Annotated in this window: 27 protein-coding genes and 1 tRNA gene; 19 read left to right on the forward strand and 9 right to left on the reverse strand. The window is 50.3% G+C overall.

The window, feature by feature from the left end; genetic code table 11:
- The first annotated feature begins 42 nt into the window (after window positions 1–42).
- From NYE24_RS32420 to NYE24_RS32465, 10 genes are all read left to right on the forward strand, one after another.
- Window positions 43–612 carry a xanthine phosphoribosyltransferase gene (locus NYE24_RS32420; RefSeq protein WP_036695682.1) on the forward strand — a complete coding sequence of 190 codons (570 nt, stop codon included), beginning with the start codon at window positions 43–45 and terminating at the stop codon, window positions 610–612.
- A gap of 108 nt (window positions 613–720) precedes the next feature.
- Window positions 721–1,038, forward strand: a complete 318-nt coding sequence (locus NYE24_RS32425; RefSeq protein ID WP_036695681.1) for a hypothetical protein — start codon at window positions 721–723, stop codon at window positions 1,036–1,038.
- A gap of 131 nt (window positions 1,039–1,169) precedes the next feature.
- The gene (locus tag NYE24_RS32430; protein ID WP_036695680.1) at window positions 1,170–1,391 is read left to right on the forward strand and encodes a hypothetical protein; all 222 of its coding nucleotides are present in this window, start codon (window positions 1,170–1,172) and stop codon (window positions 1,389–1,391) included.
- 19 nt (window positions 1,392–1,410) lie between these two features.
- On the forward strand, window positions 1,411–1,644 hold the full coding sequence (locus tag NYE24_RS32435; protein WP_342477599.1) for an SDR family NAD(P)-dependent oxidoreductase: 234 nt from the start codon (window positions 1,411–1,413) through the stop codon (window positions 1,642–1,644).
- Window positions 1,645–1,706: 62 nt separating this feature from the next.
- The gene (locus NYE24_RS32440; protein WP_342477600.1) at window positions 1,707–2,024 is read left to right on the forward strand and encodes a transposase; all 318 of its coding nucleotides are present in this window, start codon (window positions 1,707–1,709) and stop codon (window positions 2,022–2,024) included.
- A gap of 11 nt (window positions 2,025–2,035) precedes the next feature.
- On the forward strand, window positions 2,036–2,899 hold the full coding sequence (locus tag NYE24_RS32445) for an IS3 family transposase (protein WP_342477601.1): 864 nt from the start codon (window positions 2,036–2,038) through the stop codon (window positions 2,897–2,899).
- Window positions 2,896–3,495, forward strand: coding sequence for an SDR family oxidoreductase (locus tag NYE24_RS32450; RefSeq protein WP_342477602.1), 600 nt, complete (start codon window positions 2,896–2,898; stop codon window positions 3,493–3,495). Before NYE24_RS32445 ends, NYE24_RS32450 begins: the two co-directional genes overlap by 4 nt.
- On the forward strand, window positions 3,492–4,169 hold the full coding sequence (locus tag NYE24_RS32455) for a hypothetical protein (RefSeq protein WP_342477603.1): 678 nt from the start codon (window positions 3,492–3,494) through the stop codon (window positions 4,167–4,169). The genes NYE24_RS32450 and NYE24_RS32455 overlap by 4 nt, the downstream gene beginning before the upstream one ends.
- 399 nt (window positions 4,170–4,568) lie before the next feature.
- On the forward strand, window positions 4,569–5,690 hold the full coding sequence (locus tag NYE24_RS32460; RefSeq protein ID WP_342477604.1) for a YARHG domain-containing protein: 1,122 nt from the start codon (window positions 4,569–4,571) through the stop codon (window positions 5,688–5,690).
- 48 nt (window positions 5,691–5,738) lie between these two features.
- Entirely contained in the window at window positions 5,739–6,389 is a 651-nt protein-coding gene (locus NYE24_RS32465; RefSeq protein ID WP_342477605.1) for a lysozyme inhibitor LprI family protein, read from the forward strand.
- Window positions 6,390–6,490: 101 nt separating this feature from the next.
- Here the strand turns inward: NYE24_RS32465 and NYE24_RS32470 are convergent, their stop codons facing one another.
- Window positions 6,491–6,949: a hypothetical protein gene (locus NYE24_RS32470; protein WP_342477606.1), complete on the reverse strand. Its 459-nt coding sequence runs from the start codon at window positions 6,947–6,949 to the stop codon at window positions 6,491–6,493.
- A gap of 180 nt (window positions 6,950–7,129) precedes the next feature.
- Here NYE24_RS32470 and NYE24_RS32475 point away from each other — a divergent pair.
- Window positions 7,130–7,213, forward strand: a tRNA-Leu gene (locus tag NYE24_RS32475).
- Window positions 7,214–7,313: 100 nt separating this feature from the next.
- On the opposite strand, the gene NYE24_RS32480 is transcribed toward NYE24_RS32475, so the two are convergent.
- Complete coding sequence (locus NYE24_RS32480) at window positions 7,314–7,856, reverse strand: TetR/AcrR family transcriptional regulator (RefSeq protein ID WP_342477607.1); 543 nt, start codon at window positions 7,854–7,856, stop codon at window positions 7,314–7,316.
- 147 nt (window positions 7,857–8,003) lie between these two features.
- Between NYE24_RS32480 and NYE24_RS32485 the strand changes: the two genes are divergently transcribed.
- From NYE24_RS32485 to NYE24_RS32495, 3 genes are all read left to right on the forward strand, one after another.
- Window positions 8,004–8,906 carry a 2-dehydropantoate 2-reductase N-terminal domain-containing protein gene (locus NYE24_RS32485; protein WP_342477608.1) on the forward strand — a complete coding sequence of 301 codons (903 nt, stop codon included), beginning with the start codon at window positions 8,004–8,006 and terminating at the stop codon, window positions 8,904–8,906.
- Window positions 8,907–9,040: 134 nt separating this feature from the next.
- The gene (locus tag NYE24_RS32490) at window positions 9,041–9,448 is read left to right on the forward strand and encodes a hypothetical protein (RefSeq protein ID WP_342477609.1); all 408 of its coding nucleotides are present in this window, start codon (window positions 9,041–9,043) and stop codon (window positions 9,446–9,448) included.
- A 28-nt stretch (window positions 9,449–9,476) separates the two neighbouring features.
- On the forward strand, window positions 9,477–9,686 hold the full coding sequence (locus NYE24_RS32495) for a hypothetical protein (protein ID WP_342477610.1): 210 nt from the start codon (window positions 9,477–9,479) through the stop codon (window positions 9,684–9,686).
- 103 nt (window positions 9,687–9,789) lie between these two features.
- On the opposite strand, the gene NYE24_RS32500 is transcribed toward NYE24_RS32495, so the two are convergent.
- The 5 genes from NYE24_RS32500 to NYE24_RS32520 all read right to left on the reverse strand — a co-directional run bounded on the left by NYE24_RS32500 (window position 9,790) and on the right by NYE24_RS32520 (window position 13,493).
- Window positions 9,790–10,938 carry a DUF2812 domain-containing protein gene (locus NYE24_RS32500; protein ID WP_342477611.1) on the reverse strand — a complete coding sequence of 383 codons (1,149 nt, stop codon included), beginning with the start codon at window positions 10,936–10,938 and terminating at the stop codon, window positions 9,790–9,792.
- Complete coding sequence (locus NYE24_RS32505; protein WP_051493611.1) at window positions 10,935–11,306, reverse strand: PadR family transcriptional regulator; 372 nt, start codon at window positions 11,304–11,306, stop codon at window positions 10,935–10,937. The genes NYE24_RS32500 and NYE24_RS32505 overlap by 4 nt, the downstream gene beginning before the upstream one ends.
- A gap of 76 nt (window positions 11,307–11,382) precedes the next feature.
- Entirely contained in the window at window positions 11,383–12,069 is a 687-nt protein-coding gene (locus NYE24_RS32510; RefSeq protein WP_036695659.1) for a hypothetical protein, read from the reverse strand.
- A complete protein-coding gene (locus tag NYE24_RS32515; RefSeq protein ID WP_076157514.1) occupies window positions 12,066–12,944 on the reverse strand; it encodes a YihY/virulence factor BrkB family protein in 879 nt (292 codons plus the stop codon). The genes NYE24_RS32510 and NYE24_RS32515 overlap by 4 nt, the downstream gene beginning before the upstream one ends.
- A gap of 219 nt (window positions 12,945–13,163) precedes the next feature.
- Window positions 13,164–13,493, reverse strand: a complete 330-nt coding sequence (locus tag NYE24_RS32520) for an HIT domain-containing protein (RefSeq protein ID WP_342477612.1) — start codon at window positions 13,491–13,493, stop codon at window positions 13,164–13,166.
- A gap of 246 nt (window positions 13,494–13,739) precedes the next feature.
- Between NYE24_RS32520 and NYE24_RS32525 the strand changes: the two genes are divergently transcribed.
- On the forward strand, window positions 13,740–14,618 hold the full coding sequence (locus NYE24_RS32525) for a PhzF family phenazine biosynthesis protein (protein WP_342477613.1): 879 nt from the start codon (window positions 13,740–13,742) through the stop codon (window positions 14,616–14,618).
- A 75-nt stretch (window positions 14,619–14,693) separates the two neighbouring features.
- Window positions 14,694–15,629, forward strand: coding sequence for a hypothetical protein (locus NYE24_RS32530; RefSeq protein ID WP_051493606.1), 936 nt, complete (start codon window positions 14,694–14,696; stop codon window positions 15,627–15,629).
- A 129-nt stretch (window positions 15,630–15,758) separates the two neighbouring features.
- Here NYE24_RS32530 and NYE24_RS32535 read toward each other — a convergent pair whose 3' ends face one another.
- Window positions 15,759–16,616: an SDR family NAD(P)-dependent oxidoreductase gene (locus NYE24_RS32535; protein ID WP_342477614.1), complete on the reverse strand. Its 858-nt coding sequence runs from the start codon at window positions 16,614–16,616 to the stop codon at window positions 15,759–15,761.
- Window positions 16,617–16,777: 161 nt separating this feature from the next.
- Here NYE24_RS32535 and NYE24_RS32540 point away from each other — a divergent pair, with 161 nt between their 5' ends.
- The 3 genes from NYE24_RS32540 (at window position 16,778) to NYE24_RS32550 (ending at window position 19,402) form a co-directional block, all read left to right on the forward strand.
- Window positions 16,778–17,230, forward strand: coding sequence for a MerR family transcriptional regulator (locus tag NYE24_RS32540; RefSeq protein ID WP_341024271.1), 453 nt, complete (start codon window positions 16,778–16,780; stop codon window positions 17,228–17,230).
- A gap of 30 nt (window positions 17,231–17,260) precedes the next feature.
- Window positions 17,261–18,361 carry a glycerol dehydrogenase gene (locus NYE24_RS32545; RefSeq protein ID WP_342477615.1) on the forward strand — a complete coding sequence of 367 codons (1,101 nt, stop codon included), beginning with the start codon at window positions 17,261–17,263 and terminating at the stop codon, window positions 18,359–18,361.
- A gap of 129 nt (window positions 18,362–18,490) precedes the next feature.
- Complete coding sequence (locus NYE24_RS32550; RefSeq protein WP_084648951.1) at window positions 18,491–19,402, forward strand: divergent polysaccharide deacetylase family protein; 912 nt, start codon at window positions 18,491–18,493, stop codon at window positions 19,400–19,402.
- On the opposite strand, the gene NYE24_RS32555 is transcribed toward NYE24_RS32550, so the two are convergent.
- Entirely contained in the window at window positions 19,389–20,192 is an 804-nt protein-coding gene (locus NYE24_RS32555) for an N-acetylmuramoyl-L-alanine amidase (protein ID WP_342477616.1), read from the reverse strand. The two genes, NYE24_RS32550 and NYE24_RS32555, sit on opposite strands and share 14 nt — an antisense overlap.
- Window positions 20,193–20,327: the final 135 nt, after the last annotated feature.

Below are 20,327 nucleotides of genomic sequence, written 5' to 3' on the forward strand. Positions count from 1 at the left end.
TGGAACGTCTGCGATTATAAAGGGTAATGGAGGTTTACAATTATGGAATTATTGAAACAGCGGATTTTGGAGGAAGGCGTAGTCGTCTCGGATCAGGTGCTGAAGCTGGACGGGCTGCTCAACCACCAGGTCGATCCGATGCTGACGATGGAAATGGGACGGGAATTTGCCCGCAGATTTGCTGAGGCTGGAGTTACTCGCGTAGTGACTGTGGAATCCTCGGGGATTGCCGTGGCATTTGCCACCGCTTATGAGATGAAGGTGCCGCTGGTGTTTGCCCGCCGCAAAAAAACGCTGTTGGCTGATCCAGACGCACTTTGCGAACGGGTTCCATCTTTTACCAAAGGGATTGTTACGGACATTATGCTGTCCCGCCAGTTCATCTCGGAGGATGACAAAATCCTCTTCATCGACGATATTATCGCCAACGGCGACGCGGCCCGCGGCCTGATTAAGATTATCCAGCGTTCAGGAGCCGAGCTGGTGGGCCTTGGCATAGTGGTCGAAAAAAGCTTTCAGGCCGGCGCGCGCACAATCCGGGAACAGGGAATCCGTCTGGAATCCCTTGTTGATATTACCTCCCTTAATGACGGGACCATCGTTTTTGGATAAGGTGGAAGTGACAATAACAGGAACATAGCCTATTTTTGAAACATCTGCTTTCCACCCTATAAGTTTTCCTTTATAATAAAAATTAGACATGAGAGGGGAGGCGTCACAATGGGGAAAGAACCGGTGACAGAGCAATTTTTCATTGATAAGCTAACCGAGGCTAAGGATCACTTCGAACGTGCGCTGGATTGCAAACACACGGAGTTCGACGATTTGTATCCCTATATGATCGAACATCCTCAGTTTTTCTGGTACAAACGTTATGTTGCTTGGTCAGAGCTGTTGACAATCACAAGTTTGTGTGAAGAGCTGTCGTTCAATTGGAGACAGACATTCACAGAGCATCAGGTCGAATATCTGGAACAACGTGTGATGTCCGCTAAAGTTCTTGACTTCTGGTTTGAGAAGAATGAAGCGCTGATATAGGAACTTCATAAGACATACAGATTGCTTTTGAAAGATAACTAGACCCGGATGATTCTCATTTGGGTCTTTTTCATGACCGGATTCAGAGTTGAATTGGACAAGCTAAGCACAGAGAGGGGAGCAAGAATACTATGATCAGTGATGAACAACTGGATGCCTACCGGATTTCCGGTGAGCGGGTAAGAGTCGTGCGCGACGGGCTGGCGAGCAATGATATCAGAGGGATCGTGCTGGCCTGGGACGAGACCCAGGTGATGATCCGGCGTCCGAACAAGCATGTGGTGAAGCTGGACCGGAGATACTTGTATCAGCCGGTGAGCGAGCCCAGACCAGAAGCCTATACCTCAGAATGAGCGGAGAACGGAGGCCACGATGAGTCATCATAATAAAATAGCGATCGTCACCGGCGGGACGGGCGGAATCGGGCGCTGTATCACCGAGGAATTACTGAAGGCCGGAGCAGTGGTTGCCTGCATCGATACAGATTCAGCAGCCGGACACTGGCTGGAGGAGCGGTATGGCACAGAGCGGCTGTTCTTCTATGCGGGCGATATTGCGCAGCAGTCCGTGCTGGATGATTTCACCGCACAGGTAATCTGGAGCTAGAATAGAAAGTGGACACCCGTTAACGGACGGAGCGATAATAGGGGCAACGGAGGTGTGTTCACGTGGGAGAACAACGACAACGCTACAACGAAGAATACAAGAAGCAAACGGTAAAGTTCATTCAAGAACAGACGAAGAGCATTGGTGACATCGCGGAAGAGCTTGATATTCCGAAAAGTACACTGCATCAATGGATGGGGCAATATCGGGAGCTAAAGAATGAACCGGCCGCGAGTAAGGATCGGGTACGGGAACTTGAAGCAGAGCTCCAAGAGATGCGCCGCCAGCTCCAGGAAAAAGACGTCCAACTTGCCGATACAAAGGAAGAATTAGCGATCATAAAAAAAGCAGTGCACATCTTCAGCAAACCAAGGAATTAAGATTCCAGTTCATGAAGAAGCATCGCTCCGAGTTTCGCTTGGAGAAGATGTGCATCATTCTACAGGTGTCCAGGAGCGGATATTACAAGTGGTATAACGCCAAACCCAGCCCACAAGAACTCCACAAGGCTGCGGTGCAGAAGCGAATCCAATATCATTTTGACGACCACCAAAAGCGGTATGGGAGTCCGAAAATCACCCGTCTGTTGCATCAGGAAGGCTATACGGTCACGGAACGTACCGTGAGTGTGTACATGAGAGAAATGCAGCTGCGCTCGGTCGTGTCTAAGCCCTACCGTGTACAAACCACCGACTCTAAGCATAACAACCCTATTGCACCGAACACGCTGAATCAAAACTTTAAAGTACTGAAACCCAATACCGTATGGGTGACCGACATCACGTATATCCCTTGCCGGGGAGGGCGCTTGTACCTGGCCAGCGTGATGGATCTATGCACGCGTGAAATCGTAGGGTGGCGGTTGTACAACCACATGGAAACCCGTCTGGTTCTGGACGCCTTACAGGCAGCATACACTGCAAAGCAACCTGGCAAGGGGCTGCTGCACCACTCGGACCGTGGGTCTCAATATACCTCTAAAGAATATGTCGACCAGTTAAAGACGTACCATATGGAGTCCAGCATGAGCCGCAGAGGAAACTGCTACGATAACGCATGTATTGAGTCTTGGCATAGTCTTTTAAAGAAGGAACTCATTTACTGTAACCCGCGTTTCAAAGATCCGGAGCAAGCATACACAGCCATTTTTCAATACATTGAGTTTTATTACAACCGCAAGCGAATGCACAGCGCGCTGGGGTATCTTTCCCCCGCTCGTTTTGCAAAACAATTCACTACAAAATCTGTTGCGTGAGTGTCTACTTTCTTGACAGAGGTCCAATCAGCCGCTACGGACAGGTGGATTACCTTATTAATAATGCCTGTATCAGCAAAAAAGGCTTGTTGTCCGAGTGCAGCTATGAGGATTTCGAGTATGTGCAGCGGATCGGAGTGACAGCGCCTTATTATCTGACGCTGCGGCTTAAGCCGTATTTAGCCCAAGGAGCCTCTATTGTGAATATCTCCTCCAGCCGGGAGCGGATGTCGCAGCCGGATACCGAGAGCTATACTGCCGCCAAAGGTGGGATTGGTGCTTTGACCCACGCCCTTAGTGTAAGTCTAGCCGGTAAGGCTAGGGTGAATGCCATCAGCCCGGGCTGGATTGACACTACGGCTTATCACGGTACGGAGGAAACGCCGGAACCGGTTCATACAGAGCCGGACCGGCTGCAGCATCCTGCGGGACGGGTCGGAACTCCGGCAGATATCGCGGCTATGATGCTGTTCCTGTGCAGTGAGGCTGCGGGATTCATCACGGGCGAGAACATTACAATCGATGGCGGGATGGGCAAGCAGATGATCTACCACGGAGACGGGGGCTGGACCTTCCGCCCAGGAGGGCAATCATGAAGCTGCCGGTTATTAAGAACGCCGGGGAACTGGCCGTGCTGGTGCGGGAGATCGGGTACCTGCCCTTGTTCCGCTGTGAGATCGCAGGCTTCTCTCTGGAGGAATGCACACCTGCGGGCTACTGGTTCGTGAAGGATGTAATCGGCCCGTGGGAATGGCGCGAGGAGATTGCGGCCGGGGGCGAGATCGCTTATGCGAAGCTTTTTAACAAGAAGGCCGGGTTCATCAGCAGAGAATGGTATCCGGACTTCGCCAATTACCGCCGGGACGGTTATGATTTCGATGCCAGATATGATGACGGACTGGCCTCCATGGCCAGCAAACGAATCATGGATGTGCTGCTAGAGTATGAGGCAGGACTACTCTCCAGCGATCTTAAAGCGCTGTCCGGCTTCGCGGTCAAAGGTGCCAAAGGCTTCGACACAGCCATGACGCTGCTCCAGATGCAGACCTACATTACAGCCAGCAAATTCGAGTATAAGCAGGACAAGCATGGCCGTCCCTACGGCTGGGGAATCGGGCGTTATGCCGTGAGCGAGCATGTATTCGGAGCTGACTATGTGACTTCACGTTACAGCGATCAGCCCGAGGCATCCAGGGAGCGGATCATGGAGCATACGGCCAAGCTGTTCCCGGAGGCAGGATCGAAGCAACTGGAAAAGGTTATAAAGTAGAGCGTACTGAACAGTTCATGGTTTCCTAGTCATGGCTATTATAAAAGCATTGCCAAGTTAGCTGCCGCTATCTTTTTTGGCTCATACGGAATCAAACTGCGGAGGAATCGTCAAATTTCTATTATTTTCTTTGTACTGACTGCTGTATGTATTTTTCTAGTATGGGAAAATCTCCAGCTTGCATAACTGAGCTGACGGGCCACGATAGCAAAGGAGAAGAATCTAGTGCGTGAAACTGATGACGAAGATAGATATCAAGAAGGTGAATTTGCAAAAAGGGAGGAGATTCAAGCAGTAATGAATTGAATGAAGAAGAAAAAATAAAACGGGTTATTGTTTATCCAGGTTTAGAAGAGTTTGCCCTGATGGACTGCTAAATGAGAAAGGCGTGCCAACAAAATGGATTTACGGAAATATCGGCTTATATTTGGGATGCTTGCCATGACATTAATCGTTTCTGGCTGTACTTATAGGGAAAAAGAGAAAGCAATGGGGGTAGCGGCCGGTAATCTAGTTACGGCAAGGGCAATAAGAGAGGATATTTTGAAAGACAGCTCGAATACGGTGCTGTCCCCGGAAAAGATCGGCAGTTTGGACAACCGTATTCTAATGCTTGCGCGCAATGAGATATTTGCAAGGCATGGGTATGTATTTAAACAGAAGGAATTACAGGACTACTTTGCTGCTAAGCCTTGGTATCATGCAGACTCTACCTACAAGGAGCATCTTAGCCTGACGGAGAAACAGAACGTTGCGCTACTTCGTAAATACGAAGCTAAATACGCTGACTATAAGCTTGAACCTTCTCATACAGATGACGTCCATTTACGGGGCTACACAGGCGATTCAAGCTTTAAACAGAAGAAGATGAACGTGGACCTGAACGGAGATGGCCGTGAAGAAGAGATCCAGTTAATACCGCCGGAAACGGAATCAGGGGCCTTCAAGTTGAAGGTGAATAACATCACGATGGAGGTGAGTAGTGAACTGCTTCCTTATCTGGATATTGTAGATATAGATATTGACGATCCATATTTCGAGATTGCACTTCAAATGGATTCGCAGATGGTCTTTCTGCGATCAACAACTTTCTATACTTATGACGGCGATAGCCTCAAGCAAATAGGTGAACTTCCCAATTTCTCGGCACACAGTTCAATGCTTGACGGCCATGGACGAGTGGTCGGTGCAAAAGAAAGCAAGGACTTTCAAACCTGGTTTCGTGATTTGGTATTCCGCCTGGATGCCAAACACGTTCTCCATGAAGAGCAACAGGATTTTTATCCGATGGAGCCACCAACGCTTTTAACGATCAAAAAGGAAATTGCCGTGCAGTTTGATAAAGATGGATCCGACGAAGCCTTTTCGCTGGAACCCGGAGACAACGTGAAATTCCTGGGAGACGATAAGCATGGTCATATCAAGCTCCAGACTAACATGGGTAAGGAAGTTGTGTTTACCTTGGGCGATGAATATGTCGACTATAGTAGTTTTTTTGACGGGCTTATACTATATGATTAGACGGAGAATGACGGTATGGAAGCCATTACTAAAGTAAGGAGATAATTTATGAAAGGTAAGATACTTTTATTGTTTTATTTAATGATAGTGCTCTCAGCTTGTCAAAATAATAGTCAGTCGACTGCTTTGAACAGCGAAGCTAAATCAATAATGAACTCTGAATTGCCTCCTGATGTAGTGAGTACAGGTAATGGAACAGAATCGGAAGAAATAACTGAAGGGCAATCAGATCCTAACAATAATGAAGTGTTACCCATGGGCATTGGAACCTATGATTTGACTGGGGAATTTTATGATGAAATGCTTGGGAATCCTATAGATCATGATTATGAAGTGGAATTTAATGAATTTCAAAATTCCGAAAAATTTACAACATTTGGATGGAGAGCGTTGGAAAGTAAATATACAGAGTATTGGGATAAAGAGTTGAATCAAATATATAAAAATCTTCTTTCTAAGTTGGATAGAGAATCAAAAGAAGCATTAATGGAATCGCAGAAAGAATGGTTAAAGTATCACATGAGTGAATCAGAATTTGTAGAGAAAACATTTATTCGTAATGGTTACCTTGGATCACAAGGTTTAGTAAGTCTAGATACAGTTATAAGGGAGAGAATTAAGGAAAGAACAATGCAATTATTCGAATATCGTTATTTGCTAGATGGTGAAGTTGAGTTTCTATATCATAGCAAAAAATAAAGTTGAAATCGTTATCAAAGGTTACTTCCTAAAATAGAAGAACCTCGTCCCAATTAAGGCGAGGCTCTTTGCGTTAATCAAAACCAATACTGCCGTGCGGCTTAGATGGTCATGGCTAACTGTTCGATTTGTTCTTCCCGGGGAAGAATGGAGGCAAGCTCGGCACCCAGTCCGAGGTAGGCGCGCATACGCTGCATCATCTCATTACGGAAGCCGGGCCATAGAATATGGATCTCGCCAACATAGCCCCGGCAGTTATACTCGGCGGTAACTCCACGCTGATCCTGGCGCACAGTGCTGATCTTGAGCTGGCTCGCGGTAAGCTCGCGGGTAACCTCCTGCAGCATCAGGGATGTCTTCTTGGTAGCGCTGGATACCAGCTCCATGTAGAGCTGGGGAGTCTTGAACAGGCCGCTCTTGCCGATGGCGCGGCAGTCCCGTTCAAATACTTTATGAATAAACGTTAGCAACAGATAGCTTCTGACCAGGGACAATTCATCTTTGGTTATATTCTCAGGGATTGTTGGTGTATTTAGGGGGTGTCTCTTGGTAATCGCCATTATAAATCACCTCATTTATAGTATGCGAACCTTTGTTCTCATTATACACCGAACCCGCAAATAAAAGCAATATTTTACTTGCAATTTATGGATAGCAATTTACAATAAAATAAACTTGACTCCATAATCCTGGCATGGTAAGATCTATCTTGTGGCTGCGAAAGTTAGCCAACTGAATATGCGGTCATGGCGGAATTGGCAGACGCGCTGGCTTCAGGTGCCAGTGGTAGCAATATCGTGGAGGTTCGAGTCCTCTTGACCGCATCACAGATTACAGAAGGCCCGTTCATTTACCCTAGTGGGAATGTACGGGCTTTTGTTGTGTTTCTTTTCCTTCCGTCTTGGCTGGTGTGGCATCCTCATTTTAAGTATAAGTCGTAATCCCTCTTGAATATAAGTTCTCCGCTAACCGGATAAATTCTTCAGGCGGTATATCTTTTCCACGCTGGAGCCAAAGACGAAATAAAGAAAGGGTCGTCGTCAGATAGAACTCAATGAAGTACGGCGTTAAGGAGTGGTTTTGCGGAATGTTTAAGTATTGATCCAAAATGAATTCTTGTTTTAAACGTTTTAAAAAACGGACACTTCCATAATCACCCAAAAGGGCATTCAGAACCTGGAGATGTTCTCTTTTGCCTAGACAAGAGAGCGTGTCTTGAACCGTATGCACAGATAGCTCCTTATTCGTTAATTCCTGTTTCATCTCATTCAGCAAGTCATTTTCCACAGAGTCCACTAATTCGTAAATGTCAGTAAAGTATTGATAAAAGGTGCTGCGGTTATAACCGGATTTATTTGCAATTTCCTGAACCGAAATTTTCTCAATCGGCTTTTGGCTGTATAGCTCACAAAAAACTTCTATAAACCTTTGTCTTGTTTTCTCCGTAATTTGGGGCTGCTTGTTCATGTTTCCCTCCTGTCTGCGCATAAGATATCATCCGACAGATATTAAAAAACTGATGATTGATCAAGAAATCCTAAAGCTTTATGATCACATCATACAACATGCTGTCGCATAATCAAATGGGGATATTAAAGGGCAGGGGGGATTGTAATGTCAGCAGAGCAAAACAGAATTTTAATTTTCGGTGCAGGTGTCATCGGGAGTATTTACGCAATAAAGTTTATGGAAGCAGGATATGACGTTAGTCTGTTTGCACGTTCGGACAGGTTCAGACTTTTACAAGAAAAAGGCCTGCAATATAATGACAAAGGTACAGTCAGAACGATTCCGGTGAAGGTCATCGATACGCTCGAAAATGATGATGTGTACGATTTTATTTTCGTTACCGTTCGTTATGACCGGGCTGAATCCGCGTTGTTGGCGCTAAAGGATAATCAAAGTCCGAATATCGTTACGATGACCAATAGTTCAATTGGATTTTCTTCGTGGCGGGGGATTGTAGGGGATAGACTGTTACCAGCTTTTCCCGGCTTCGGTGGACAGATTAAAGATGGAGTCCTGTATGCCCGGTTTGCGCCCAAGCTTCTCATGGCTACTGCATTTGGAGAAATGAATGGTACAGTGACGCAGCGGATCGAAAGTCTCGTAAGGATATTCCAAGCAGCAAAGCTTCCTTATGTTATAAAAAAGGATATGAAGGCTTATCTAATCACCCATTCTGTATCAGACATTGCTCTGCTGGGCGGGTTGTATTCCGGCAATCAGGAGAGTGACCCTATAACACCGGGAACCAGAAAGACGGCACGCAACATAACAGTTACTTTAAAAGCGTATCTAAGGGCAATCCGCAAAGCAGGTGTTGCTGTTGATCCGCCCGTCTTTAAAATAGTTCCTAGACTCCCAAGCTTCATGCTGGATGTTCTCTTCATTGCATGGCTGCGCACGAAAATGGTAAAGGATATGATGCTGCCGGATTATGCGGATGCTGCGAATCAGGAGGTTGTGCAGCTGGAGAAGGATCTGACAAAATTTCTATCTATGCAGAACGGCTGATGAAAGTATAAACTGGTCGCTACAGGAAAGTCGCAGGCTGTACAATTAAAACCTGTAAAAAAAGGTTAAGTGTATTACATAACTACTGTCTGTACAACTAATTCTGCTTCAATCAAAGCAAGGAGTGAGCAACCATGAGCTGGGATGTATTTGTCATGAAAGAGAAGTATGATTTCGAGACACCGGAGGATCAGCAGCCCCCGGTGCCTCCCTTGGGGCAACGTGATGAAATCATTGAGAAGCTGACCCGCCGCCTTCCGAACCTGGATTACCGGGATAAGGCTTGGGGTATCCTCAATGGCGAAGGGTTTTCGATCGAGTTCAATACAGGCGATGAGGAGCTCGTGAATTCCATCATGCTGCATGTCCGGGGCGGGGGAGCGGTGATGGAGACGATCCGGTTGGTCTGTGAGACACTGGAGGCTTTTGCGCTGGATACATCGGATTCCGGCTATATCGACTTTGAGCAGCCTGAGCAAGCGGAGCAATCCTGGGAGCAATTTCAGAAGTATCGTGACCAAGTGATTAACCAGGACAACTGAAGATTTTTAAGATGAACAGAGGCGCAGGATGGAAATAAAAGACGCCATCATGAATATGACGCTCGAGCCGGGAATGGATGTCAGTGTGCAGCCGTCCGATATTGATAAGCATGTGAAGATGGTTGCCGCTACCCGCAAGCGGGATGCGGAAGGGATGCGCAAGGTCGTGATGGAGCATTCCAATACGCTGCTGGACCGGGTCCAGAGCATGTCCAAGGAATACCCGCAATTCTTCTGATCATACAAGTGATAAGCTTAAAGGCGTATACTGAAGTCTTCTCCGCATGGAGCGGGACTTCCGGTATACGCCTTTTGTTGAAATATAAGAAATGATATAGCTCCTATTGCTGCTTGAGCCGCCGGTAATATAGCCAGGTTCTGCCCGCGAACGAGCCGAAGAGCAGAATGGAAAGGAACATAATTGAAGTGTTCCACGCTTGGGAAGCAGTGATCCCGTCCCGCAGCATGCCATCAATGAAGGCCGACAGATTAAAGCTGTAGAGCAGGATCATAGGCAGGAACAGCAGGGTATAGCTGATGGCGATTGTACGTGCCTGCTTCAGGCGGTGGACCGGATCACTATAGATTTCCTGCTGCTCCGCAGCGTTCTGCTCCTCCCGGCTCCAGAGGGTCCATTTCTGCAGAGAGAAGGGAGAGCTGTAGAGCCTCGTCCAGCCAGCCTCCTGGTGCAGCTCGAAATACCCTTCATCGGCCATGACCTGATAGTCGGCGTGATAGGTCATGCGGCGCGGACGGCCCTTGCTGAAATGGAACAGCGTTCCTCCGAAGCCTACTTTATAGAGATTCCATCCGTGCTTCTCTTTGTCCTCCAGCCATTGCTCCAGCCGGTCAGGGGCGTACATCCAGCTGGGCTTCATCCGCGCCATCGTAGTGCCGGCAGGCTTCTGCGGTCCGGGAGGCTTCTTCAGGTCCTGATGGTTTAGCAGAAATACCTTACTGGCAGCCTGGAGCTTCACTATTGAGTAAATTGCAAGAACAAGCAGGGCCAGGGCTCCCGCTGCTGCGGCCCAGGTAACGGCCCACAGCGGACTTGGCTGAATGCGGACTGGAGTATCCTGATTGAAGGTGAGTCCTAGTACAAGCAGTGGAATAAGTGCAATGAGCAGCAAATACACCAGGATCCCCATGAAAAGATAGGAGATGATGCGGTTACGCCTCAGGACATCCTTACGTGAAGGATAGGCGCTAATCTGTGACGGCAGCCGGTCATTCTCGTACAGGCTCCATTTGCCTTGCTGCAGCCGCCTGCTCCATCCCTCTGCGGCAAGATAAGGAGACATGGATGAATGCTTGGATGAATGATAAGCCAGCTGATAAGTTAGCCGGATAGGCTCAGCCTGCCGGAAGGTAAAGCGCCGCCGCAGTAAGCTCCATTCTTCCACACGCCATCCCTTGCCGGCCATATCGGCCAACCAGGCTTCTGTCCCCGGCAAATCATAGCTCCAAAAGGGCCGAAATACAGTTCTCAATTGAATTCCTCCTCACTGGTGACGGCGTTGCGGTGAAGTTCCTTTAACCTGCCGATTTCAGCGCGCATGACTTCCTTCCCCAGCTCAGACACCTCGTACACCGTCTTTCTCTCTTCATCGGCAAATACGGTAATCAGTCCATCCTTGTTCATTTTGGTCAAGGTTCCATATACCGTACCGGAGCCCAGCCGGAGCCGTCCTTCCGACAATTCCTCCACATGCTTAATAATTCCATATCCATGGCGCGGCTTGGTTAAGGACAATAGAATATAGAAGGCCGTCTCTGTCATGGGCACGTACTTTTTTAGAACCTTTTGCGTTGCGGACACCGCGTTCACCTGCTTCGTCAATTCATTGTGCCTAGTCATGGCTAAGAAAATATGTCATGTTGTGACTATGTCATAATGTGACTATATCACGATGCGACATATAATTCAAGCAGAGCTACAGTGGCGAAAGAAGCAGAGGCTGGCACAATGGCTGCCAGAGCTCAGGTACAAGCTGGGACTGTGAACAGTAGACCGTCTGTAAATACTGGCTGATCGGGGCCAGCTTATCCTGGGCCAGCACCTCCTTGATCTCGGACGGCTTGACGGGGATAGCTTGTCCGTTAGAGGACATGAACTCGGCTAGGGGAAGCAGCATAGCGCAGCTCTTGCGGTATGACATGCGGTGCGGGAACCTGGGGGAGCTGCCGGAATCGTATTTAGACAGCTTGATGCGGGCGTAGTGACCCGCCAGGACGCTGCGGGCATCGAGCTTCAGCACAGCGAAGACCTCGCCCGGCTCTCTGCGCGAATACATTGCAGCCATTGCGAGGCAATCGCGCCAGGTCGCCCACAGGAACACATGGCGGTCCAGGCAGCGGCGGAACTCTTCCGCCGTTGTCCCCGGAGCCATCGCCTCAGGCGTAATGCGCAGATGGGCATTCAGCGTCGCGGCTTGCCCGGTATAGCTTACCCGGTGCGCCGCAGTCCGCCGCTCTCCGGCTGCATGAGCGGGGCTCAGCACCGCAGAGGAATAAATGGCGTCAAGGGCAGCCATGGCGGGCAGATTCACTGCCCGGGTGAAATGATAGAAGGAGGTACGGAGCGGGCTTTTGGTAATGGCGTCAATCAGGGAGGGGTTCATGGGAGCTTCTGTCCTTTGAAGGAGCTGAAGGGCATACTATTCACCCTGCGGTTCAGCAGGACCGCGTTGATCTCGCCTCCGGCCAGGATAATGAATGAGCTGATATAGAGCCAGATTAGCAGCACTGTTACGCCCCCGAGACTGCCGTAGGTTTTGGAGAAATCACTGAATTGATTGACGTATACCGAGAACAGAATCGAGGTCGTAATCCAGCCGATGGTGGTGAACAACGCCCCAGGCATGACCTCCCGCAGCGCCAATCTCCGGCTGGGAGCGATCCAGTACAGCAGGGTGAAGACGATGAACATCACGAACAGCGGAATCGCGTATTGCAGCAGATCCCAGAGCTTTTGGAATCCGTAGGGAAGATCAACCAGCAGGAAGACTTGCGTCTTAAGCCAGCTGCCAAGGACCAGTAGCAGAATGCTGAGCAGTACGACGAATCCGATTGTCAAGGTAGCGAGCAGGGCGATCCCCCGGATTTTCCAGAACACTCTGCTCTCGTCAATCTCGTAGGCACGGTTAAGCCCCTTGATGATAGCATTGATTCCTTTGGAGGCGGCCCACAAGGTAGCCAGCATCCCGAAGGACAACAGTGTCTGGCTGCGTCCGGCAGATACATCCTGCAGAATCTCTTCTATAATAGAGATGGCTTCGGCGGGCATGATCTGCTCCAGCTGCCCTATATTTTTCTCCAGCGAGATATTCGCATACCCGATCAGGGTCATGATGAAGATCAGAAAAGGAAACAGGGACAGGATTAAATAATAGGTCAGCTGCGCAGCGATGCCCTGGACATCATCGGCGCCTATTTTCACCCATAGCTGCTTGATGAACTTGAAAGTGCCTCTTCTACTGCCGGAAGTGCTGTTCATAGGGCCCTCCTTCATGAATTCCCGGATAGGCTAACCTGGTAGCCAAATCGTTCCATATATATGTATACCCCGGTGAAATATCCTTTAGTCCGACGGGGTCGTTTTTATTGTAGCATAACGGGATTAGCTCCATTAAATACACGTGCTGATGAACGGACGCCCCTTACAGGAAATTTAGATACGTTTATCCAATTGTTTGTTGCCAAGAGCGGGAATTAACTATCTTAGTGGTTCCCCATAGCAGATATGCCAGTGCAGATGCTTCGAGTCCTGATAATTACCGAGATTGGTAATCACTCTGCATGCTCCGTATTCTTCAGTTACCTGGGCGGCAACCTCCTGGATTACTCCGATAAGCTCAAGCAGCAGCTCATGCTCTTCCACCTGAATGGTTAATAGGGAGGAGATGTGCTGTTTGGGAATGGCTACAATATGAACAGGGTAATAGGGTTTGGTATGGTGGTACGCTAAAATATTATCCGTTTCGATGACCTTGTTAATTACTGTTTTGCCGCTCAATACTTCGTCACAATAGAAATCTTCTGTCATATATATCCTCCTAAATGGTGTTTTTTAACTTGTATTATACTGGAAAATAGAGTGAGCCAATAGAGCAATCTGAAAGAATCATTCAGGGATTTCTCAAGGAAAGTGACAGGAGAGAATAATTGTCATAGACTGACCATGGTATATTAAGCTAACATATCGATAAAAGGAAAATAATGGAGGATGGCGGGGGACGTGCGGTTGCGCAGACCGGGCGGTTTTTGAAAATAAAGAGAGGGCGAGTGGAACATGAATGTGGAAGTGTATACGTTAAATGCATTTGCGGAAGGGGAGCGTGGCGGTAATCCGGCAGGCGTTGTCTTGGAGCAAGCTCTTTCTCTAGATGCTGCCCAAATGCAGCTCATAGCGAAGGAATTGGGCTTTTCGGAGACGGCCTTTATGGAAAAATCCCTGCTTGCGGATTACAAAATCCGCTATTTCACCCCCGCCAGCGAAGTTGATCTGTGCGGACACGCCACGATTGCTGCGTTTGGACTAATGCATTCATTGGGTTTGTCAAAGGAAGCGACCTCCTATTCAATAGAAACCAAGGCAGGGATTCTTGATGTCGATATTAGCTCGGAGGGTCTTGTTTACTTGTCACAGGTTGTACCACAATTTTTTGAAAGGATATCCTGTGAGGAAATCGCCCCATCTTTGAGGATGGATGCCGAAGAACTGCAGACAGAGTTGCCCATCCAGATTGTTTCGACAGGCTTGCGGGACATTATGATTCCAATCCGGAGCAGGAAGCTCTTGAATGAGATTCAGCCAAATTTTGATGCCATAATCGCTATCAGCGAAAAATATGATGTGGTTGGATATCATCTGTTCACGATGGATACTCCAGATGATTCTGCTGCGGAATGCCGGAATTTTGCGCCGCTGTACGATATTCCCGAGGAGAGCGCGACAGGAACATCCAATGGTGCCTTACTCAGCTATTTGTACCGATACGGCCAACGATCTTTGCAGGAAGTGGAGAATGTTATGTTCAGGCAAGGGTATTCGATGGATTGTCCTTCTGAAATTAAGGCTGGATTGCGCCTGAGCGAGAGCGGTGAAATCAATCAGGTTCGGGTCGGCGGTGCAGTGGCTCGAATTGAACGAAGACATATCATGATATAAACGGAATCAAAAGTTTGTTAGTAATAAATCTGTGTTTTTCACAGTTTTATCAAACCTATTATAAGGAGATTGCGCATGAAGCTGCTGCTGGAGGATTACGAGGGAATCAGACGTTGGATGTACCGCAATGCCCGTCCGCTGGACCTGGCGAGATGGAGATTTCACTTCGGGGACGGCGCGGTTCCGCCGGTACTGGAAGCGCTATCCGCCTATCAGAATGAGGATGGGGGCTTCGGCCATGCCTTGGAGGCGGATGCCTGGAATCCGCATTCCACCCCGATCCAGACCGCTACGGCGGTGGAACGGCTGCTGGAGCTTGAATTTGCAGATAGCGGGCATCCGCTGGTGCAGGGAATTCTGAAATACCTGGACAGCGGTGTGGATATGGATGGCCGCACCTGGAGGAATGTCGTAGCTTCTAATAATGATTATCCTCATGCCCCCTGGTGGCATACAAGCTCAAACAGTACTTCCCACAGTATGTTTAACCCGACCGCTATTCTGGCGGGATTCATTCTGAAGGCTGCTCCGCGGGATTGCGGGCTGTATGCCACCGGACTGGAGATTGCCCGTGAGCTGACGGAGCTTTTCCTGCGTGAACCTAATATTGAGATGCACCCGCTGAAATGCGTGGACACGCTGCTGCATTGCATCACCTGGGCGGGGCTGCAGGAGCACTTCCCCTATGTGGAGCTGCAAGAAGCCTTCAAAGTACAGAGCGCACGGCTAATCAGCCGCGATGAGGGGAATTGGAACGGGTATGGCTGCAGACCGTCAGCGTTCATCCATTCGCTGCATAGTCCCGGATACGCTGAACTGGGCGGACTGTTGCACCAGGAGCTTGATTATCTGCTGGAGACCCGAAATGCCGCAGGTGTCTGGGAGCTGACCTGGGGCTGGGAAGGATATGAACGCGAGTATGCGATTAGTGAGAACTGGTGGAAGGGACATATCGTGATTGAGAATTTGCGGCTGCTGCGGGAATTCGGACGAATGTCGGAGCTGCTATGAACAGAATTGGAATGCAGCTTGGCATAAATTAAAAAAATGCAGCGCATCGTCAAGCCACAGCCCTCCGTACGGGAGCTGTGGCTTGATCGCGTCGCGTGCCAATTGCTGCCTTGTCACAAGTAATAGCAATCATGCACCGCCGGATTGAAGGAATTCCTGCTCGTAAATGGCCCGGACATCCTTAAGGATACGGCTGCTATGCTCTATGAATTTCAGCGGTTTTACCTGATTCTTGATCAGGAAGACACCGGACTTGCCGCTGTGTTCACCCAGAGCCGCCTGATACAGCAGGCCTGCCCCATGGGTAGGTTCGGGGAAAAACAGCCGCGTAATGGGTTTTAACCATAGCGGGATGCCGGATTTTTTGCCGCTGCGAAGGGTATTGTTGCCTCCGGGATCGCTACTTCGGATCAGGATGCCCTCCGCCGCAAGCGCCGGGGCCACCGCTTCTGTCCACAAGGACAAGGCGCGCTTGGTGTCGGCATAAGGGCCGGTCAGCATCTGAAATTTGGCCGGGTGCTTCAGGGCGGCAGGATCGAAGCTGCGTTTCATCATGAAAGCGTTGGAGGATGTATTCACGACCGTGCGGAGCTTGCCTTTCAGCAAGAGCGGCTTCAGCTCCATTGTAATGATATACGGAACGACCGTCTGCAGCTCATAATGCAGCTCACGCCCTTGCTTGGAGAAGGTTAACTCCGGGAAGCTGCCGCCGGCATTATTGAACAGCAGATCAATCTGCTTCTCATGATGATTGATGCTCTGCAGGGCACTCCGCAGTTGGGTGAAATCACTCAGGTCTGCCTTATAGATTCGAAGTTGTCTGCGGGCAAGCGCCTCACGGATCAGGGAGTCATCTTCAGCAAATGCTGAGCGGATCAGCGCGATTACCTCCCAGCCTTCATCCAGCATTCGGCGGGTTAGGGCCAGCCCGATGCCATGATTTGCCCCGGTGATCAGCGCTGTGCGGGAGTCGTGTGTTATGTTCATTATGATTGCTCCTTTGAATGTGAGTGGGTGAATGGTGCTCATTCTATAACTTGGAGCCGAATCCAAGTCAAGTACCGAAATTAACCGTTGACTTGGAGCTGACTCCAGGTTATACAATGGTACGAAGGCACTTTTAGAGCAAGTAGAGAGGGAGTGATTCTATGAGTCTGGCAGAAGCGGATCTTGTGCAGGGATATTCGATTAAGGAAACAGCGGAGCGGACAGGAATGTCTGAGGATACGATAAGGTACTACGAGAAGATTGGGCTGCTGCCCCGGGCGAAGCGCAGGGGGAACAGCCATCGCATCTATAGCGATTCGGACCTGAACCGGATGCAACTGGTGACATGCCTCAAAAAAACAGGAATGTCGCTGGACGACATGCGGCCCTATCTTCATCTGTCTCTGGATGCAGATCTGTCGGACTATCCCGAGCTGCAAGTGATGATTATGGATCACAGGCGTAAGATTGTCGAGCAGATCGCATCGCTGCAACAGATTGTAGACTTCATTGATGTCAAAATCGATCAGGGTAATCTGGGCCCGCAGACCTGCAAGCTGACCGGAGACCGCAAGCAGATGCCAAGCGGACGCAAAGCCAAAGCCAAAGTATGAGGGATAAGTAGAGCAGGAGGGGATTCATTGATGCCGCAGATTATTTATTCACCGTCAAAATATATTCAGGGCAACGGGGAGATTGCCAGACTGGGCAGTTACTGTCTGCAAATGGGGGATAAAGGAGCGTATGCCATAGTTGATCCTTATATCCTTTCAATGTATGGGCAAGAGATTAAGGCCGGCTTCTTGGCTGAGCAGCTTCCCTTGATGTTGCGTGAATTCCAAGGGGAGTGCAGCCTGGTGCAGGTGGAGCAGATGGTAGCTGAGCTGAACAGGGGACAGGTGGGGACCATCGTAGGGATTGGCGGCGGCAAAACGCTGGATACAGCTAAGGCCGTCAGCCATTTCGCTAATCTGCCGGTGCTGCTGGTGCCGACAGTCGCTTCAACAGATGCACCTTGTAGCGCCTTGGCGGTTCTATATAGCGACTCTGGAGAGTTCGACCGGTATCTTCCGCTGCGCCGCAGCCCGGATCTGGTAGTTGCAGATGTGGCGATCATTGCAGGTGCTCCCGTAAGATTGCTGGCCGCCGGAATGGGCGACGCCTTGTCCACCTACTATGAAGCCCGGGCTTGCAGCCGGTCGGGAGCAGTAACCAGCACCGGAGGGACCGGGACACTGGCGGCTCTCGCCCTGGCCCGTACCTGCCTGGATACGCTGCTTGCGGATGGGCAGCAGGCGCTGAAGGATGCCAGTGAGGGCCGTGTCACGGCTGCCGTTCATCACATCGTTGAAGCGAATATCTATCTCAGCGGGATCGGATTCGAGAGCGGAGGCTTAGCCGCCGCCCATGCCATTCATAACGGATTGACGCTGCTGGAAGAGTGCAGGCATGTACTGCACGGTGAAAAGGTGGCTTTTGCTACACTGGTGCAGCTGATCCTGGAGGGTGCGGAAGAGCCAGAGATTGCCGGAGTTGTGGAATTCTGCCGGATGGCTGGTCTGCCTGTGACCCTGGCAGCAATGGGACTGGCTGGTGTGGAGCAGGGCCGGCTGCTGCTGGCTGCCGAGGCCAGCTGTAACCTGGAGAATAGTCCGATGGGCAATATGCCGTTTGCCGTGACACCGCAGCAGGTACTGAAGGCTATGCTTGACGCTGACAGACGCGGAGCTGGAGGAAGGGCATAGATGCTGACAGGCCGCCCGTGCTGTACCCGCATCCCATTGTTAATAATTGCGTAAGCGCTCCGTACATATTTAGCCTTCGTGAGCCAAACAATGAGAACAATTGTTGAATCACGAAGGAGGTGTTCCAGTATGAATATAAGCAATCACAGAGTAAAGCGTGTCCTTCTGTATCCCTTGGCCGCAGCGGTGATTATGTCTGCGGCGCTGATCCCGCCGCATGGAATGTCTGTTGCATCAGCAGACAAGACAGCTTCAGCAACAGCACCCGCACCTGCAGATAGCAGAGGGAGCAGCGTATCGGGCAACCGGACAACTGGAGATCAGCAGCAGCAGGCGCTCAGCCGTGTAGCGGTCATTATCGATGATTTCGGCAACAGCATGCGCGGGACAGAGGAAATGTTCAAGCTGCCCGTCAAAATCACCGTTGCGGTCATGCCGTTCCTGCGCTCCAGCGAACAGGATGCCCGGCGCGCCCATGAGCTGGGCTTCGATGTGCTGGTTCATTTGCCGATGGAGCCGCGTCAGGGCAAGCCGGAATGGCTGGGACCGGGGGCCGTGCTGACCAGCATGAATGACGCCGAGGTCCGGGGGCGGGTGGAGGCTGCACTCGATAATGTGCCTTACGCGATCGGCATCAACAATCATATGGGCTCCAAGGTGACCGGAGATGAACGGGTAATGGGTATTGTGCTTGCGGTCTGCAAGGAGCGCGGTCTATTCTTCGTAGACAGCCATACCAACTATCGTTCAGTTGCGGGACGGATGGCCCGGGAGCTGGGAATGCCGCCGGTGGAGAATCATATCTTCCTGGATGATGTGCATTCGGCAAGCCATGTAATAAAGCAGATGAAGCTTGTGCAGGAGCGGGCCTTGAGCCAAAAGTTCTGCGTCACCATCGGTCATGTCGGCATCCAGGGCAAAGAGACCGCCGCGGGCATCCGCAGCGGCATTGCCGGAATGAAGGACAAGGTGCAATTCGTCGGCATCTCCGATCTGGTCCGTGAGGAATGGAAATGGAATTCCCGGCTTACACTTCCATAAGGTAGGCAGCGATCCCGTTCGCAATGGCTTCGGCGATCTCTTCCTGGCCCTTCGGTGTACAGAGCTTCTCGCGGTCAGCCGGACTGCTGACAAATCCCGCCTCAACGATCACCGTTGTGGCGGTTATTTTGTTGAGCAGGTAGAAGGGCTTGCCCCGGACAGGATCATTCTTCATCCCGTAGAGCCAGTTGAGCTGATCCTGTATGGTCCGGGCCAGCAGAAAGCTGCGTCCTTCCTGGCGGTACAGGACGAGCGGACCATGCTTGGACGGGGATTTCGCCCAGTTAATATGGATGCTGACCACAACATTGGCCGGAAGGGTCTCTGCCAGCTCCTTGCGCTGGGCCAGATCGCGCAAATGCCGGGATCTGCTGCGCAGCCACAGATTCTCATCGCTGGGCGCATAATCGCCGATACGGTTCAGAATCGTATCGAAGCCGTCCGCACGCAGCAGGAGAAAGAGGCGGCGCGAGATGGCGAGGGTGATGTCCTTCTCCAAAATGCTGCCGTAAGAGGTTCCGCCGTCAATCCCCCCATGGCCGGCATCGATCAGAATGATCCGCTGATCATGGCCGAGCATATGCTGGCGCTGTCCGGGCTGTTCTGCCTGTGGATTAGTGCTAGGTGCAGCCGCGTGGATCTCTGCGGTGCTGCCTGCCGTAAGCAGGAGCAGAACGCATGCTGCGGTTATGATCCGCTTAAGCCCCCGCCCGGATCTCAGCCGGGGCTGCTCTTTTGAACGGTGGTACTGTGTAGTGCTATAGGGCTCCAATACATTCGATTGTCTCATGTGAGTAACCTCCCTGCCGGAATAATCAACAGCTTCATGTACTTAATGACGGTTTATACAGGTGTAGTCTTGTTAGATTGTGCCTTAACAGCCTAACCTATACGAAGCTTCGGATTCCGGTTTAGAGATCAGAGG

This window comes from Paenibacillus sp. FSL H7-0350, assembly GCF_038593195.1.
In the GTDB taxonomy this organism is placed as follows: domain Bacteria; phylum Bacillota; class Bacilli; order Paenibacillales; family Paenibacillaceae; genus Paenibacillus_AQ.